At 64.1% G+C, this 15,722-nt stretch carries 16 protein-coding genes and 1 pseudogene; 3 read left to right on the top strand and 14 right to left on the bottom strand.

Annotated elements, in window-relative coordinates; genetic code table 11:
* Window positions 1-91: 91 nt before the first annotated feature.
* Complete coding sequence (locus RCH10_RS08720) at window positions 92-1,039, bottom strand: LysR family transcriptional regulator (RefSeq protein ID WP_187052530.1); 948 nt, start codon at window positions 1,037-1,039, stop codon at window positions 92-94.
* A gap of 119 nt (window positions 1,040-1,158) precedes the next feature.
* On the opposite strand from RCH10_RS08720, the gene RCH10_RS08715 reads away from it, so the two are divergent.
* Window positions 1,159-1,281 (top strand): hypothetical protein, encoded by a 123-nt coding sequence (locus RCH10_RS08715; protein WP_323496373.1) that lies wholly within the window; start codon window positions 1,159-1,161, stop codon window positions 1,279-1,281.
* A gap of 61 nt (window positions 1,282-1,342) precedes the next feature.
* Here the strand turns inward: RCH10_RS08715 and RCH10_RS08710 are convergent, their stop codons facing one another.
* From RCH10_RS08710 to RCH10_RS08690, 5 genes are all read right to left on the bottom strand, one after another.
* The gene (locus RCH10_RS08710; RefSeq protein WP_187052531.1) at window positions 1,343-2,077 is read right to left on the bottom strand and encodes an ABC transporter ATP-binding protein; all 735 of its coding nucleotides are present in this window, start codon (window positions 2,075-2,077) and stop codon (window positions 1,343-1,345) included.
* Complete coding sequence (locus RCH10_RS08705) at window positions 2,058-3,824, bottom strand: ABC transporter permease subunit (RefSeq protein ID WP_409052065.1); 1,767 nt, start codon at window positions 3,822-3,824, stop codon at window positions 2,058-2,060. Before RCH10_RS08705 ends, RCH10_RS08710 begins: the two co-directional genes overlap by 20 nt.
* 2 nt (window positions 3,825-3,826) lie before the next feature.
* Window positions 3,827-4,702 (bottom strand): branched-chain amino acid ABC transporter permease, encoded by an 876-nt coding sequence (locus RCH10_RS08700; protein WP_323496371.1) that lies wholly within the window; start codon window positions 4,700-4,702, stop codon window positions 3,827-3,829.
* 6 nt (window positions 4,703-4,708) lie between these two features.
* Window positions 4,709-5,887 carry an ABC transporter substrate-binding protein gene (locus RCH10_RS08695; RefSeq protein ID WP_187052533.1) on the bottom strand — a complete coding sequence of 393 codons (1,179 nt, stop codon included), beginning with the start codon at window positions 5,885-5,887 and terminating at the stop codon, window positions 4,709-4,711.
* A gap of 166 nt (window positions 5,888-6,053) precedes the next feature.
* Window positions 6,054-6,314 (bottom strand): hypothetical protein, encoded by a 261-nt coding sequence (locus RCH10_RS08690; protein WP_187052534.1) that lies wholly within the window; start codon window positions 6,312-6,314, stop codon window positions 6,054-6,056.
* A gap of 362 nt (window positions 6,315-6,676) precedes the next feature.
* Between RCH10_RS08690 and RCH10_RS08685 the strand changes: the two genes are divergently transcribed.
* Both RCH10_RS08685 and RCH10_RS08680 read left to right on the top strand, forming a co-directional pair.
* Window positions 6,677-6,988 carry a hypothetical protein gene (locus RCH10_RS08685; RefSeq protein ID WP_409052239.1) on the top strand — a complete coding sequence of 104 codons (312 nt, stop codon included), beginning with the start codon at window positions 6,677-6,679 and terminating at the stop codon, window positions 6,986-6,988.
* Window positions 6,891-7,418: pseudogene (locus tag RCH10_RS08680) on the top strand (MetQ/NlpA family ABC transporter substrate-binding protein); the annotation flags it as partial. The gene RCH10_RS08685 and the pseudogene RCH10_RS08680, both read left to right, overlap by 98 nt.
* 29 nt (window positions 7,419-7,447) lie before the next feature.
* Here RCH10_RS08680 and RCH10_RS08675 read toward each other — a convergent pair.
* From RCH10_RS08675 to RCH10_RS08640, 8 genes are all read right to left on the bottom strand, one after another.
* Window positions 7,448-8,188, bottom strand: a complete 741-nt coding sequence (locus RCH10_RS08675) for a FadR/GntR family transcriptional regulator (protein WP_409052064.1) — start codon at window positions 8,186-8,188, stop codon at window positions 7,448-7,450.
* Window positions 8,185-9,129 (bottom strand): SMP-30/gluconolactonase/LRE family protein, encoded by a 945-nt coding sequence (locus tag RCH10_RS08670; RefSeq protein WP_409052063.1) that lies wholly within the window; start codon window positions 9,127-9,129, stop codon window positions 8,185-8,187. Before RCH10_RS08670 ends, RCH10_RS08675 begins: the two co-directional genes overlap by 4 nt.
* Window positions 9,130-9,173: 44 nt before the next feature.
* Entirely contained in the window at window positions 9,174-10,142 is a 969-nt protein-coding gene (locus RCH10_RS08665; protein ID WP_187052537.1) for an ABC transporter permease, read from the bottom strand.
* A gap of 7 nt (window positions 10,143-10,149) precedes the next feature.
* Window positions 10,150-11,133, bottom strand: a complete 984-nt coding sequence (locus RCH10_RS08660) for an ABC transporter permease (RefSeq protein ID WP_409052062.1) — start codon at window positions 11,131-11,133, stop codon at window positions 10,150-10,152.
* Window positions 11,133-12,647 carry a sugar ABC transporter ATP-binding protein gene (locus RCH10_RS08655; protein WP_323496367.1) on the bottom strand — a complete coding sequence of 505 codons (1,515 nt, stop codon included), beginning with the start codon at window positions 12,645-12,647 and terminating at the stop codon, window positions 11,133-11,135. Before RCH10_RS08655 ends, RCH10_RS08660 begins: the two co-directional genes overlap by 1 nt.
* A 22-nt stretch (window positions 12,648-12,669) precedes the next feature.
* Window positions 12,670-13,791: a sugar ABC transporter substrate-binding protein gene (locus tag RCH10_RS08650; protein WP_409052061.1), complete on the bottom strand. Its 1,122-nt coding sequence runs from the start codon at window positions 13,789-13,791 to the stop codon at window positions 12,670-12,672.
* Between the two features lie 648 nt (window positions 13,792-14,439).
* Window positions 14,440-14,577 carry a hypothetical protein gene (locus RCH10_RS08645; protein WP_409052060.1) on the bottom strand — a complete coding sequence of 46 codons (138 nt, stop codon included), beginning with the start codon at window positions 14,575-14,577 and terminating at the stop codon, window positions 14,440-14,442.
* Window positions 14,578-14,738: 161 nt separating this feature from the next.
* The gene (locus tag RCH10_RS08640) at window positions 14,739-15,632 is read right to left on the bottom strand and encodes a LysR family transcriptional regulator (protein ID WP_409052059.1); all 894 of its coding nucleotides are present in this window, start codon (window positions 15,630-15,632) and stop codon (window positions 14,739-14,741) included.
* Window positions 15,633-15,722: the final 90 nt, after the last annotated feature.

The raw sequence follows: 15,722 nt of genomic DNA, 5'->3' as shown, positions 1-15,722 counted from the left end.
TTTTCCGGTAGGCCTTAAATGTGGCCCGCATTGTTCGGTGAATCCGGTCAATCGACAGGGTTTTCCCGGGGCTGTAACCCCCTGAAGACGCTCAGTCGAAAATCAGTTGCGCGGGCAACAAACCCTTGTCGACCATGGCTGCGTCCCATGGCGGCACGCGCGCGAAAGCTGCCACGATGTGTTCTATGAAGAGCTTGAGCTTGAACGCATTGCGCGACGTCCCGGCATAGACGGCGCTCAGCGAAAACGAAGACAACTGGTGCTGCGGCAGCACCACCTGAAGATCGCCTCGCAAGATCGCGTCGCCGGCGACGAGCGTCGGAAGGCACACGATACCGGCATGCTCCAGCGCATATTCCCGCAGCAGGTGGACGCTGTTGGTGAGCAGGCTGGCCGTCATGTACATGGTCACCTGTTCATCCGCGTGATGAAAGGTCCAGCGGTCGCGCGTGGGGTAGCCCGAATAGAGCCCGAGCGTGTGCTTGTGCAGTTCTCGCGGGCTCTCCGGCGTGCCGCGCGAACGCAGGTAGTCGGGCGTCGCGCAGAACACGCGACGCACAGGAAAGAGCGGACGCGACACGAGATCGGTCGACGCCGCCGGAAAAATTTGCAGCGCGCAATCGACACCCGCCTTGACCGGATCCACAACGGCGTCGCTGACGATCAGCTCCAGATGAATGTCTGGATAACTCACCTGGAATTCGCGAAGCAAAGACGCGAAGTGACCCAGTACGAAGCCGGTGAGCGCATGCACGCGCAAGGTGCCCACCGGCCCGCTCTTGGCGTCACGCATCTGGTCGATGACGTCGTTCGCCCGTCCAACAAGTTCGGTGCAGTCGCGCAAGAAAGCCTGGCCCACATCGCTGAGCCGGACGACTCGTGTGCTCCGATGAAAGAGCGGTGCGCCGACATGGTCTTCGAGTTGCCTCACGCGGGCGGTGACGACCGAACGCGCGACGCGCATTTGTCGGGCGGCCTCGGCGAAGCTCTGTGTTTCGGCGACGCGGACGAATGTCTCTATGTTTTCTAGGCGGTCCATGCGCGGGAGGGTAACGCGTGTCGTGCGTTCGGTTTTGCGGCCACAGCTTTGCCCGCTTCAATCGAGACGCCGGTTTGGTCAGCTTGTGGAAGGGTTCGGCCGTGCAGCATGGCGCACACATGAAAAATGCCCCGCGCCTTGGCCTGTCTCGCGCCGCAATGAAGCGGCTCGTAGGCCTCACCCTGATCCTCGCCGGCATGGGCCTGCTGATCGAAGGCGTGCGCGCCGTGCTCCTTCAGTAACGGCTTGCGTCGAGGTCTGCATGTACGGCTGGCGTCGCCGCTGCACCCACCGGTCTGGCTGCTAGGTCGTCTTCTCGATCCGCCCACCCAGATACGCCGCCCGCACTTCGTCGTTCGACCACAGCTCCGCCGGCTTGCCTGACACCGCCAGTCGTCCGGTCTCCAGCACGTAACCGCGATCGGCCACCGACAGCGCCATGCGCGCGTTCTGCTCGACCAACAGCACTGTGGTACCACGCCGGCGGATCTCGCCGATGATCGAAAACACCTTTTGCACGATGACGGGCGCGAGTCCCAACGAAGGCTCGTCGAGCAGCAGCAAGCGCGGCTTGGCCATGAGGCCACGCGCCACGGCGACCATCTGCTGCTGTCCACCCGACAGCATCCAGCCGAGCGAATCGGCAAACGGTCGGATGTCGGGAAAAAGGTCGAACATCTCGTCGGATTCGCGGATCAGTTCAGCCTTGGCGATACGCCCGCGGTTCGACGCGCCCAGCATGATGTTCTCGCGCGCGGTGAGTCCCGGGAACAAGCGTCGCCCCTCGGGCACATGGGCGATGCCGAGCTTGACGATGGTTTCCGGTCCGAGCCCGGCAATCGACTTGCCATCGAACAGCACCTCGCCGCTGGAGGGTTTGTTGAGCCCGGAGATCGCGCGCAGCGTGGTCGACTTGCCGGCCCCGTTGGCACCCAGCAGCGTGACGACTTCGCCGCTCTCGATCGACAGCGAGAGGCCGCGCAGCGCCTCGATCTCGCCGTAGCGGACGTTCAGCCCTTCAAGTGAAAGCAGGGGCATCGGGTTCCGTTCCGAGGTAGGCCGCGATGACGTCGGGCTGACGCAGCACGTCGGCCGCCACGCCATCGGCGATGCGGCGACCGAAGTTGAGCACGGTAATGCTTTCTGCGACCTCGGTCACCAGAGTCATGTCGTGATCGATGATCAAAATGGTCAGGCCCTTCGCGGCGATGCGTTTCAACAGATCGCGCAGACCTAGCTTTTCCGTCGAGTTGAGCCCGGCCGCAGGCTCGTCGAGCAGCAGCAACGTCGGGTTGCCGGCCAACGCCCGGGCAATCTCGATAAGACGTTGGTGCCCGTATGAAAAGCCGGTCACCAGTTCGTGTGCGCGCGCTTCGAGCCCGACGAATGCGAGCGCCGCGCGAGCGCGCTCGACCAGCGCCGCGTGACCCGAAGCAATCTGATTGCCGGGCTGCTCGGCCCCGATGATCACGTTCTCCAGGGCCGTCATCGAGCGAAAGAGCCGAATGTTCTGGAAGGTGCGACCCAGCCCCGCGACCGTGCGCGCGTGAGGCGGAAGCGCCGTCACGTCGCGACCGCCGAGCAACACGCGACCCGAGGTCGCGGTGTAGATGCCCGACAGCACGTTGAGCGTGGTGGTCTTGCCCGAGCCGTTGGGTCCGATCAATGCATGAACCTGCCCACGCCGCACCGAAAACGAAATGCCATCGACCGCCTTCACGCCGCCAAAGTGCTTGCAGAGGTCTCGTACTTCGAGCGCCATCGGCGCGGCGTCGGCGCTGGCCGCATAGGCCGGCGCCAGCATCAGCTCGGCCGGCGCTCCGGCGAACGGCGGCGGTGCCAGCCAGCGGCGCACACGGTTCTGCACGAAGCCCCAGATGCCGTCGGGCATGTAGCGAATGATGAGGATGATCGAGAGACCGTAGATCGCCAGGTACAGCCCCGGCACGCTCTTCAAAAAGCGCAGGCTCTCAGGCAGCACGATCAATAGGCCCGTGCCGATGAGCGCGCCGACCGGTGCCGCGACGCCACCGAGCAGCGTCATCGTGATGAAGACGATCGACTCGGCAAAGCTGAACTGGTCGGGACTCACGTAAGCGAAGCCGCCGGCAAACAGGCCACCGCCGATGCCGCCGAGCACGGCCGACAGCGCGAAGGCGGCGACCTTCACCTTGTAGACGTTGATGCCCGCGACGCCGGCGGCCAGTTCGTTGTCGCGCACCGCGCGCATCGAGCGGCCGAGCGGTGTTTGCGGCAGCCGCCACACCAGGTAGCCGATGACCGCGACCGCGAATACACAAACGCCGAGAAACGCCTGCGACGACTGGAACAGCAGCGGCCGCTGAATGCGCCCGACGCCATCGGGCCCGTGCGTCACCGGAATCCAGTTGACCATGATGAGCGTCACGATCTGCTGGAAGCTGATGGTCACCATCGCGAGGTAGTGACCGCCCAGCTTGAGCGTGGTCATGCCGAGCAAGGCACCCATTACCAGCGCGATGCCCGCGCCCATTGCCAGCGCAAGCCAGAAGTTCATGTGCAGGTCCGCGGTGCCGAGCCCGACCGCGTACGCGCCGAACCCGAAGAACGCCGCCTGCGCCAGATTGATTTGCCCACAGAGCCCGAGCACCACCGTCAGCCCGAACACCGCGATGGCGAAGGTCGATGTCTGCACCAGGATGTGGACCGTGTAGTCCTGCATCGGCACCAGCGTGACGACTGCCACCGCTGCCGCCGCCAGGGCCGCGAAGCCCAGGGTACCCAACGTCTGCCGTGTGCTCGCCACGGCTATGCTTTCTCGGCCACGCGCTCGCCGAAGATGCCCTGCGGTCGAAAGATGAGGAACGCGACGAGCACCAGAAACGCGAAGCCGTCCTTGTACGGAACCGAGATGTAGGCGGCACCGAAAGTCTCGATCACGCCGAGCGCGAGCCCGCCGATGATCGCGCCCTTGACGTCACCGAAGCCGCCGATGATGGTGGCCGCAAAGGCCTTCAGCGCGATGGTGGAGCCCATCTGGATCGACACGAAAAGAATCGGCGCCACCAGAATGCCCGCCACGCCACCGAGCAGCGCCGAGTACACGAAGGTGAGCATGATCATCGCGGACACCGGGATGCCGAGCAACGACGCCATCTCCTTGTCTTGCGAGGTCGCCTGCAGTTTTTTGCCGAGCATGGTGCGCTCGAAAAACCAGAAGTTGAAGGCGACCAGAACCAGCGTCACCACCATGATGAGCAGGTACTGGCTGTCGAGGTACACCGGGCCGATCTGCAGCCCCGGCGTTTCGAACCAGCCTTCCAGCACCTGCGGTTGCGGCCCGTACAGCGCGAGTACCGAGTTGGACAGGAAGATGGACGCGCCGATCGTTGCGATGATCACCGGCAAAAACGTGCGGTTGCGCAGCGGGTAATACACGCCGAGGTTGAACACCGCACCGAGCAGCGCCATGCCGGTGAGCGCCGCGAGAAAGGCCCAGCCGTACGGCCACTTGAGGTCGACGGCGAAGACGACCATGAGGTACGCGCCGACCATCGAGAACTCGCCCTGGGCGAAGTTGACGACGTTGGTCGCGCGAAAGATCAAGACGAAGCCGAGAGCGACCAGCGCGTACACCGCGCCGATGCCCAAGCCCGTGAAGAAGAGCTGAAGGGCGAGATCCATCGCGGATCAGGTGCCCGACTCGACGTGCTTGTCGAAGACGATGTTGCCCTTGTCGTTCTTCACGATGTTGTAGCCGTGCAGGCCGTCGCCGTTGGCGTCGAAGTTGTACTCGCCCTCGGCGCCGGCGTGTTTGCGGATCGCCAGGATGGCCTCGCGCACGGCGACGGGATCGGTCTTGCCGGCTTTGTTGATCGCCATGCACAGCACGGTGATGGCGTCGTAGGTCCATGACGACTGGTTGTCGGGCGCGACCTTGGCGACATCGCGGTAGGCCTTGCCAAAAGCCTTGGAGGCCGGGCTCGACTCCTCGGCGTAGTCCGCCACGCCGTACGTGCCGTAGAGCGCCGGGCCGGCGAGCTTCAAGGCCGTGATGTTCACGATCGATGGCGAGCCGATGTAGGGAATGGTCACGCCGAGTTGGCGCAGTTGCCGGGCGAACACGCCGAGGTCGTTTTCGAACGTGAAGTAGGAGCCGAGGATGTCGGCGCCCGACTGCTTGATGGCGAGCACCACCGGCGTGAAGTCCTGGCTCTGGTTGGCGTAGCCCTGATCGAGCGCGATGGTCGTGCCTTCGTGTTTGGCCAGGCCTGCCGTCAGCGCCTTGCCGCCCGCCGTGCCAAAAGCGTCCGTCGAATGCACGATCGCCCACTTTTTCTTGCCGAGCGTCTTGACGCCGTATTCGGCGATGACGCTGCCCGAGTACGAGTCGTTGGGACGAAAGCGAAACAGCCACTGGTTGCCCATGTGCGTGAGCGTCGGGTCGGTGCCGCCGATCATCACCGGCTTGCCGATCTTCATCACGTCGGGTGCCATCGCGTGGACTTGCGTCGAACGAATCGAGCCGAGGAAGCCGACGATATCGGTCTGCGAGGCCAGCTTGGAGAATGCGAGCACGATGCCCGGATTGGTGGTCTGGTCGTCTTCGACGATCAGTTCGACCTGCTTGCCAAGCACGCCGCCTGCCTTGTTCACAGCTTCGATCGCGAGCTTGGCCCCGATCTGTGCATACCTGCCCGACTCAGCGGCCGGACCGGTCACCGGCGCGCACATGCCGATCTTGATGGTGGCACCCTGCGCCCACGCCTGACCCATGAAGCCGGGCAATGCAATGCTCGCGGTGACAGCACCGGAAAGAGCCCCTGAAAATTTGCGGCGGGAAATGCCGGAGGTGTGGCGGATGGTCATGACGTCCTATGGGTGTGCGGCACCGCTGTATCGCGGCATCGTTGTCTCAACGGGCAATGTATTTCAGCGCCCGGCAAAACCGACCGAGGGTATTCATCCATGACCGGCACTACGTTGCGTGATGTCGGTGTCGAAGCTCGCTGGCGCGGCGTCCGCTATCGGTCCGTCAGGACGGCCACATCGACTGGTCGTCGGCTGCCGAATTCCAGAACTTCCACCACGGCCGCGCAATCGGCGGCTTCTCGGGCGGCAGTTGTTGCATCTGGCTCGCCCGCAGGCGTCGCCTACGTTCGACTTCCAGTGCATGCGCGATGCCAAAGGCTTCTCGGTCACCACGTGCCGCCTGCGCACGCCAGCTCGCAGCGAGGCTCGCGAGTGCATCGTCATCGATGTGGGCGAGTTGCGGCGGTGTCGGCACGGTGGTCATGTGGCGTCGAAGATAACGCACTAACGCGATGGCGAACCGGTGGTCATCCCTGAATCCCCACTTTGTTACGGTCCCTTCAGCAGAACGGCATCTTTTCTGACACGGGTTTGTAGCGGGGTCACTGCCTGCGGCTTTTCCGGAACCATGCTTTGACCTGGACTAGGCCGAAAGCGATAGGCCCATACACGTTCTTTCCGACAAGCGCAGGCACGTCGTATCGACGTCCGCGAATGCCTCGACATCTACCGGTCGGCACATATCTATTCGCCACATAAACAAGCTCGCAAACCTTCGTTCGCCGAACGGTGCGCCAGCCCTAGAGTCCGCTGCCTGTCCATCTGCCTCTTGCTGCTGTAATCCTCATGCTGTCCTTCTCCAATCCGCTCGCTACGCGTCGCCCTTCCTGCGTTTTTCGCACGAGTGCGCTGCTCGTTTCACTGCTGCTGGCCGGCATCGCGCATGCCGCCGATCTCAGCGTTGGCTTCATGCCGGGGCCGTATCGCGATGCGTTCACAAAGGGCATCGAGCCGGTGCTCAAGAAGAAGGGCTACACCATCAAGTACGTGGAGTTCAGCCAGGGCGCGCGGCTTCGACATCGTGCCGGTCGGCCTGACCATCACCGCACCTCTGGGCTTCTATTCACGCAAGATCAAGTCGATCGATGCATTGCCTGAAGGCGCCACGGTTGGCATCCAGAACGACCCATCGAACGGCAACCGCGCTTTGCTGTTGTTGCAAGAAGCCAAGCTCATCACGCTTAAGCCCGAGGCGGTAAAGAACAACACGGCCACGCCGCTCGATGTCGTCACCAACCCCAGGAAGCTCAAGCTCGTCGCGCTCGATGCGGCGCAATTGCCCCGCTCGCTCGACGACCTGACCATCGCGTCCATCAACAACGACTACGCCGAGAAAGCCGGACTCACGCTCGCCAAAGACGGCGTGATCAAGGAGTCGCCCAAGGGCCCCTACGCGAACATCATCGCGGTGCGGCGCGTCGACAAAGACAAGCCCTGGGCGCAGCAGTTGGTGAAGGCTTATCACTCGGCTGAAGTGAAGAGCTTCATCGAGACGAAATTCAACGGCGCGCTCGTACCGGCTTTCTGAACGAACTGCCACGCGGCAGGGGCCGGCCACTAGGAGACTGCCGGCGTCACGCCACCTTCGGACAGGCGCAGCACGGCTCGCTGCATGTGACGCGTGGCCATGCGCCGCGCACGTGCGCTGTCGTGGTCGGCGATCGCCTTCACGATGTCCGCGTGCTCGGCCCGAACGGCATTGGCAAAGTCCGACCTCCGCGCCTCGTTCGCACGCGTCACTCGCATCGCGTCACGAAGGTATTGCTCGATAAAGCCGATGAACAATTCGAACTGCGGATTGCCGGTCGCCTCGGCGATTTTTCGATGGAAGAGCAGGTCCTCGGCCACGCCGTCGGCTCCGGCTGCGGTGGCGGCGTCGAGCGCCTTCAACGCCGTGCGCAGTGCCCGCATCTGGGCCGGAGTTGCACGCTCGGCAGCCAGTGCCGCCATCTCCCCTTCGAGCGCACGACGAACCTCGACGACCTGAACGACGGACAAGGGAGACGTCAGCACGCGCGAATCGAACACCAGCGGCTGGGTCACCGACGGCGGCTGAACGAATGCGCCAGAGCCCTGGCGCGAGCGCAACAGCCCGCGCAAGCGGAGCTGGTGCAGCGCCTCTCGCACCACGCTGCGGGAAACGCCATGGGCATCCGCAAGCTGGGCTTCGGTCGGCAAACGATCGCCTGGGCGCAGTTTGCCCGTTTCGATCTGCGTAGCGAGGATCGAGGCCAGCCGATCCGACAACCGCTCGACCGCCAGCAAGCTGGTCGGCGCGGGGACTGCTGACAGGGTCATCGTGCGGACGAGGCTGTCGGTCTGCCGGCGGCGCGCGCGTTGAGATAGACCGCGTAGAGCGAGGTGGTCGCGCAAATGAAAAGCCGGTTCAGTTTGGTGCCACCGAAGCAGACGTTCGCTACGGCTTCAGGCAATCGGATCTTGCCAAGGAGCGTTCCGTCGCTCGCATAGCAGTGCACGCCATCGCCGGCGCTCGTCCAGAGGTTCCCTTGTGTGTCCAGGCGAAAGCCGTCGAACAGTCCGGCGCTGGACTCGGCGAATACTTCGCCGCCGCTCAGGCTGCGCGCGTCGTCACCGACCCGAAACCGACGAATGTGCATCGGCCCGTCAGCGATGTGCGTGGCACCGGTGTCGGCAATGTAGAGCAGGCTTTCGTCGGGCGAAAAAGCCAGGCCGTTGGGCTGCACGAAGCCGCCGGCCACTCGCTCGACCGCGCCACCGTCTGCGCCGACGCGATAGACCGCGCACTCTCCGGTCTCGCTGGTCGCCGCATCGCCTTCGTAGTCACTGTCGATGCCATAGCTCGGGTCGCTGAACCAGACGCTGCCGTCCGACTTGACCACCACGTCGTTCGGTGAGTTGAGGCGCTTGCCTTCGTAGGCGGAAGCGAGCACGGTACGGCTTCCGTCGTGTTCGGTGCGCGACACGCAGCGCCCGCGGTGCTCGCAAGACACAAGGCGGCCCTGGAGATCGACCGTATGGCCGTTGGTGTTGAGCGCCGGCTGCCGGAACACCGACGCCGAGCCGTCCGTGTCGTCGAAGCGCAGCATGCGGTCGTTCGGAATGTCCGACCACACCAGATAGCGCCCCGCCGCGAACCACGCCGGCCCTTCGGCCCAGCGGCATCCCGTGTAGAGCTTGTCGACGTGGACATTTGGGAACACGAGTTGCCGGAAGCGCGCGTCGATCACTTCGAAATCGGGATCCAGCTTGATGGTCATGTCTCGCCCTCTCGTCGGTTGAACGGCTTCCTGCTCGCGATCATTCACTCGGAGTGACGGCGTCCACGCCCATAGACGAGCAGCATCGCGATGATGACCACGCCATAGATCACCTGACGGCCCATCTCCGGAATCTGCATCACCGACAGGATCGATTGCAGCAGGGTGATCATCACCACGCCGACGACGGTGCCGAGGTAGGAGCCTCGTCCACCCAATATGTTGGTGCCGCCCAGCACCACCGCTGCGATGGCAGGTAACTGGTAGGCGTCGCCCATCGCCTGGTAAGCCTTGGTCGAATAGCCGGTGAGCAGTACACCGGCCGCGGCCGAGCATGCCCCGGCGATGACGAAGCACAGCAGGGTGACTCGTCGCGTGTCGATGCCGGACAGGTAGGCCGCGCGTTCGCGGTTTCCGACGGCATAGATCGAGCGGCCCAGCGTCGTGCGGTGCAGCAGGAACATGGTCGCAGCGCCGACGACAGCCCACACCAGCAACGCATTCGGCAAGCCGAACACCAGCCGCCCGGTCGCCAGTTCGTGCATCGCAGGGGTCGCCCGGTCTTGCGGCGCAAAGCCACCGGTCTGCAGCACGATCAGGCCCTGGGCGACGGCGTTGATGCCCAGAGTGAAGATCATCGAGGGCACCCGCAGGTACGCCACGCCGATGCCATTGAGCAAGCCCAGCATCGCGCCGCATCCGATGCCGAAAGGAATAGCCAGCAACGCGCCGGTGTCGCCCCACCAGCCTGCCGCGGCAGTCGACATCATGCCGCCCACCGTGACGACCCACGGCACCGAAAGATCGATACCACCCAGCAGGATGACGAGCATCGCGCCGGTCGCGACCACGCCAAGGAAGGAGGCGATCTGCAATTGCAGCAACAGATAGTCGGCCGAGAGAAAGTTGCGGGAATACAGGCTGCCGATCAGCAGGAGGCCGAGCGTGCACAGCGCGCCCGCCACCACCGGCAGATGGCCTGAATCGCGAAGTCGCAGCACGAGGGTCGTCATACGCGCGTCATCTGAACATGTCGAGCCGGTTGTCGAGCCTGAGCAGGCGGAGCGAACCGAGGCTGACCGCCACCAGCAGGATCACGCCCTGAAACAACGGCTGCCACAACGGCTCGAGGTCGAAAACGAAAAGCAGGTCACCGATGGTGCGAAGCGTGAAGGCGCCGAAGATCGATCCGATGGCGCTGCCGGCGCCTCCCGACAGCACCGTGCCGCCGATCACGACGGCGGCGATCGCATTGAGCGTGTAGACGCCGCCGATGGCCGCCGACGCTTCGCCCGAGAAGGTGACGAAGGTCAGCAGCAGACCCCCCACGGCGGCCAGAAAGCCGGCCAGCGTGTACGCGACGATCCTTGCCCGGCCGATTGCAACGCCGGACATGTAGGTCGCGGCTTCCGACGACCCGATGGCCAGCGCAGCGCGGCCGACGACCGAGCGGCTGTACGGGACCCACACCAGCAGCACCACGGCGAGCAGCACGACCAGCATCGTCGGCACACCGCCAGGCAACGCACCGGTGAGCGCCTCGGCGAGATCGGCCTGCACGTCGCCACCGGGTACCGGCCGTAGGCCGAGGGAGAAGCCGAAATAGATGATGCCGGTGGCCAGCGTCGTGATGATCGGCTGCAGCCTTCCGTAGACGATGATCGCGCCGTTCACGAAGCCGCAGGCAGCCCCTGCCGCCAGCACTGCAATCACGCCGACGGCCGCCTGCAACGGCGTACCGACCACCAAATGCGACGCGAGGCAATTCGCCAGCACGAACACCATGCCGACCGAGAGGTCGATGCCTCCCGTCAGGACCACGAGCGTCTGGGCCATCGCGACGATGGCCAGCAGCACGCCCTTGTTCGACGCCGTCGTCAAAACAGGCACCGTCCATCCGACCTGGTGCTTGGCAATGTAGAGCGCGAAAATCACGACGAACAAGGCCACTGCGATCAGCGTGGCACGGTGTTCGCGCAGACGGTAGTACGCGTCGGAGTGCATCAGGCGGTCTCGGCCTCGAGGTTGAGTGCGCTCGACACCAGCGCGTGTTCGGTGAGTTCGGCGCCGGCCAGCCAGCGCACGATGCGCCCGTCGAAGAACACCGCGACCCGATCGCAGCAGCCGATGAGCTCCGCATAGTCCGTGGAATACAACATGACCGCGGCGCCCGCGGCGGCGAGTTCGCGCAGCAGCGCGTAGATCTCCTGCTTGGTACCGACGTCGATGCCGCGAGTCGGGTCGCTGAGCAACAAGACGCGCGGCGCGTTCATCAACCACTTGCCGATGACGACCTTCTGCTGGTTGCCACCCGACAGCGTGCCGACGGGCACGCGCACGTTCGACACCTTGATCGACAGCCGTCGCACCATCTCCGCCACGGCTTTGTCCTCGACCGCGGTCGCGACCACACCCATGCGGCTCAGGCGATCGAGCGCCGCGAAGCTGAGGTTGTCGTTGACCGACATGGGCAGCATCAGCCCGTCGGTCTTGCGGTCTTCGGGCACCAGGGCGATGCCCACCTCGGTGCTCTTGGCGTGTCGGGGATTGCGGACCTTGACCGGCCGGCCCTCCAGCAAGAGTTCGCCGGCCGCACCGCGCAACACGCCGAACAGGGCCAGGAACAACTCGCGCTGCCCCTGACCATCCAGGCCGCCGAGGCCCACGATCTCGCCAGGCCGCACGGCGATGTCGATGTCGTGAAGACGGCCGTTCCACGACAGGCCGCGTACCTCGAGCGCCGGCGTGCCGGAGGGGTCGCAAGGTGCGGGCTTGGGGGGGTACGCATGCGCGATGTCGCGCCCGATCATCATTTCCACGGTCTGCGCATCGCTCTGCGTCCCGGCCGCGAAGGTGGCCACGTGGCTGCCGTTGCGAAACACGGAACAGTCGTCAGCAAGTTCCTTGATCTCGTTCATGCGGTGCGAGATGTAGACGATCGCCATGCCTTCGCTGCGCAGCCGATTGAGCAGCGTGAACACGCGCTTCACGTCGGCCGCGGTCAGCGCCGAAGTGGCTTCGTCGAGGATCAGGATCTTCGGTTCGCGCGCCAGGGCTTTCGCGATCTCGACCATTTGCCGACGGGAGAGCGTGAGGCTCTCCACCGGCGCGAGCGGATGGATGTCTTCGGCACCCGCTCGCGCCAATGCGGCTTCGGCCACGCGACGTTGTGCCTTGCGATCGACCAGGCCGAAGCGCGTGGGTGGATCGGTGATGCAGATGTTGTCTGCCACGCTCAGATCGGGCATGAGCGACAGTTCCTGAAAGATGCAGGCGATGCCGGCGCGCACCGCCTGCTGCGGGTGCGCGAACCGACGCTCCACGCCTTCGAGGACGATCCGGCCTTCGTCCGGCTGGACTACTCCGGACATGACCTTGATCAGTGTCGACTTGCCCGCACCGTTCTCGCCCAGCAATGCATGAATGCGCCCAGGCGCGACGGCAAAGCTGGCGTGCTCGAGCGCACGCACGCCGCCGTAGCGCTTGGCCACGTCGATAAGTTGCAGGATCGGCTCCACGGCGTCGAGTGCGCGGTGTGGCCTAGTTATTCTTCTCGTCCTTGGACATGATGTCCGTGGCCTTCAGGTTCACACCGCAGTCGGGGAACTCGTTGGTAGTGAAGAAGTTATCGCTCAGGTCGGGGTAGTAGGTCTCGCCCGCCTTGAAGTTCGGATGGCTGGTCTGCGGAATCGGCACCGAGATCAACTGCGGCATGACCTTGCCCTGCAGGGCCGCCACGGCGGCTTTCATAGAGATCGCGACCAGTCCGGGAGACTGGCCGATCGATGCGCACAGCAAGCCGTCTTTCGCATTGGCGACGCACAGTTTGCGAAAACCGTTCTCGTCGGCACCCGACACCGGGATCATCGGATGCTTCGCGTCGATGAGCGCACGCACGGCACCCGTGGAGCCGGCCTGCACGAACATCGCGTCGAACTTCTTGTGCACGGACACGGCATCCGCGACCGCCTTCTGCGCTGTTCCGTCGTCCCAGTTGCCGACGACCTCTATGATTTCGAACTTGTTGCCCGGCGCCTCGACGGACTTCCTGAACCCGAGGTGACGGTCTCGGTCGACCGAGTTGCCCGGCAGGCCGCGCACTTCCAACAGCTTTCCTGTCTTGCCTTTCAGGTTCTTCAGCAGCCAATCGCCAGACTGCGACCCAATCGAGGTCTGGTCCTCGTTGACCATCATGACCTGGTCGGAATCGAGCACGTTATCGAACGGCACGATCACCACGCCCGCCGCGTTGGCACGCTTGATTACCGGACCGAAGGCCGACGGGTTGACCGCCAGCGTGATGATCGCGTCGTAGCCGGAGTTGATGAAGTTGTCCATCGCCGCGATCTGGGCCGCCACGTCCGTGCCCGTCGACACGATCTTGAACTCCTTGACCTGCGACTTCATGTCGGGCGTCGCGGCATAAGCCTTCGCCATCTTGATCATCTGGATGCGCCAGGTATTGCCTACGAAGCCGTTGGCCAGCGCGATGCGATAAGGCCCCTTCTTGGCAGGCCACTGGAAGTATTTGGTGCTGGCGTCCCAAGGCTTGAAGCAACCGGGGTTTTCGCCGGGGCCACTGACCACGGCAGGACCTGCGGCAAACGCTGCGGTAGATGCCACGAGTGCCGCCGTCGCGGCGATGCGAGTGAGGAAGGTCATTTTTGTCTCCTGTTATTTTTGAAAGACTGCTCGAGGCAAACCAACGCTCACACGGTCGCAACCGGGCAGTGCCAGCCCGTCAAGTCGTCCATTGAGCAGGTTGGCAGGTCATCATACAAATCCCGGAGTGAAACGATTGAGGACTAACCCTCGCCTCTATCGATTAGCGCAAAAAGGCGTTCGCTATTGATCCGGCGGTCGCCGTCATCATCAATCGCGCGAAGCTGACCACCTTGTCAGCTACCAGCTCGCAGGCCTTCACTGCGGCGGCATCCACAGTGGCACCGTCGTTTGCAAAAGGGCGTGACGCGTTGTTGACCGCGGCACCCAAAGGCGTTGGCCAACCGCGCAAGGAATGCACGATGGAGTGCAGCCAAGCGTCTCTGCACGAGCCAGGGCGAGTCGAAGCGCACGCTCCGAGGTCGAGCCCGGTCTTAGTGCGCCACGAAAAGTAGCGCAGTCAGCAGCTCAGCGGCACAGCGACCATGGCTACCGACGGACAGCAACCGCAGCCCGTACCGCAAGGACGGACTGCTCAGGGTGGCGATAGGGGCCATGCGTTTGAAGCGACAGCACCGAGCGCTTGATTCCGCGCACCAAGTGACGTCCGACTTCCGCTTGCGACTGGCCGCGGTCGTTCGCCCGCAACTACGGCAATGTCCAACTCAAAAGTACCGCGAGGGCGATCCCTCCCATCAGCAAAATGACCGGACGCGCCCATACGTTTCGCTTCGTCTTGCCGACGGGCGTCGGCGTCTTCTCAAGGGTGCTGTATTCAGTGTTCATGGAAGAATCCTAGCTGCCTTCGGCGACCATGGCTGTGCGCCACAGCCGGAGACATAGTGCGACTTTCGCCATGCCGGGCCACCTTTCAGGTTGGCCGTCGGATCTGGACAGTAAGCCGCGACAGCCGAGCGAAGAGCGGCAAACCTGGGTGGTGGGTCGCCCTACCCTGTAATGACAGGCTTGAGCGCTTCCATCTCAGCCACCATGAAGTCGAAGAAGGCACTCACACGAGCCGTCTTCCGTATCTCCGGCATCGCCAACAGCCGCCAGTCCCGCGATAACTCAGCGACCGGTCCGAGCACGCGGACCAACTCCGCTTCCGAGTCGCCCAACGCCGTCGGCAACGGGCCGATGCCCACGCCCGCCTTCACCGACAGCAGCAGGCCGAGCACGCTGTCGTTGCGTGCCACCACGGTGGCATCGGGTGCTACCTGGCGCAGCCACTGGCTCGCGCGGTGGGCCGCCATCGATTCCTCGAATGCCACGATCGGGTGAGCAGAAAGCTCTTGGACACTCGACGGCTTTCCGTGTCGCGCCACGTAGTTCTTGCTGGCATAGACGGCCCACAGCGAGTCGCCCACCTTGCGCCCCACCAGCACGCCATCGTCGGTGTCCCCGGACCGCAGTGCGACATCGGCGCCGCCGGCACGCAGGTCGATGTACTTGTCGCTCATCACGAACTCGACGTGCAAGCCGGGGTGCTGCGCACTGAAGCGGTCGAGCAGGCCTGATCGCGTCAGGCGATTGACCAGCGGCTCCGGGCAGGTGAGCCGGATCGCACCTGCCGCATTGCTCCTGGAGACAGAGAGCGCCTGCTCGAAGGCCTGCACGGCGCACTCGACTTGCTGCGCCGCCTCGAGCATCTCGGTACCGAAGTCGGTGAGCCGGTAGCCGCTGGTGTGACGCTGAACCAGGGCGCGCCCGATATGTCGCTCCAGCGCGGTCAGTCGCCGCTGAACGGTCGATTGGTCGACTTCCAAAGCCCGGCCCGCGGCAAGGGTGCTGCCGTGCCGGGCCACCGCCACCAGGTACTTCAGGTCATTCCAGTCGAGCATGCTCAGTTATGCACTACTGCGGCCCCGTTCTGCAAGTCTGCGCCTTGTGGCGGGCTGGTTGCATGCTTACGCTGAGTCTCCGAATCACAT

Origin of the sequence: Variovorax sp. GrIS 2.14, from assembly GCF_046115955.1 — a bacterium.
Lineage (GTDB): Bacteria > Pseudomonadota > Gammaproteobacteria > Burkholderiales > Burkholderiaceae_C > Variovorax.
Note: the sequence above shows the minus strand (reverse complement) of the source record. Positions and strands in the feature narration are given on the sequence as shown.

Coding starts and splice junctions, on each gene's coding strand:
- RCH10_RS08660 (WP_409052062.1), bottom strand. CDS start 11,133: ATGCACTCCGACGCGTACTACCGTCTGCGCGAACACCGTGCCACGCTG.
- RCH10_RS08665 (WP_187052537.1), bottom strand. CDS start 10,142: ATGACGACCCTCGTGCTGCGACTTCGCGATTCAGGCCATCTGCCGGTG.
- RCH10_RS08640 (WP_409052059.1), bottom strand. CDS start 15,632: ATGCTCGACTGGAATGACCTGAAGTACCTGGTGGCGGTGGCCCGGCAC.
- RCH10_RS08700 (WP_323496371.1), bottom strand. CDS start 4,702: ATGGATCTCGCCCTTCAGCTCTTCTTCACGGGCTTGGGCATCGGCGCG.
- RCH10_RS08670 (WP_409052063.1), bottom strand. CDS start 9,129: ATGACCATCAAGCTGGATCCCGATTTCGAAGTGATCGACGCGCGCTTC.
- RCH10_RS08675 (WP_409052064.1), bottom strand. CDS start 8,188: ATGACCCTGTCAGCAGTCCCCGCGCCGACCAGCTTGCTGGCGGTCGAG.
- RCH10_RS08650 (WP_409052061.1), bottom strand. CDS start 13,791: ATGACCTTCCTCACTCGCATCGCCGCGACGGCGGCACTCGTGGCATCT.
- RCH10_RS08685 (WP_409052239.1), top strand. CDS start 6,677: ATGCTGTCCTTCTCCAATCCGCTCGCTACGCGTCGCCCTTCCTGCGTT.
- RCH10_RS08695 (WP_187052533.1), bottom strand. CDS start 5,887: ATGACCATCCGCCACACCTCCGGCATTTCCCGCCGCAAATTTTCAGGG.
- RCH10_RS08690 (WP_187052534.1), bottom strand. CDS start 6,314: ATGACCACCGTGCCGACACCGCCGCAACTCGCCCACATCGATGACGAT.
- RCH10_RS08710 (WP_187052531.1), bottom strand. CDS start 2,077: ATGCCCCTGCTTTCACTTGAAGGGCTGAACGTCCGCTACGGCGAGATC.
- RCH10_RS08720 (WP_187052530.1), bottom strand. CDS start 1,039: ATGGACCGCCTAGAAAACATAGAGACATTCGTCCGCGTCGCCGAAACA.
- RCH10_RS08645 (WP_409052060.1), bottom strand. CDS start 14,577: ATGAACACTGAATACAGCACCCTTGAGAAGACGCCGACGCCCGTCGGC.
- RCH10_RS08715 (WP_323496373.1), top strand. CDS start 1,159: ATGAAAAATGCCCCGCGCCTTGGCCTGTCTCGCGCCGCAATGAAGCGG.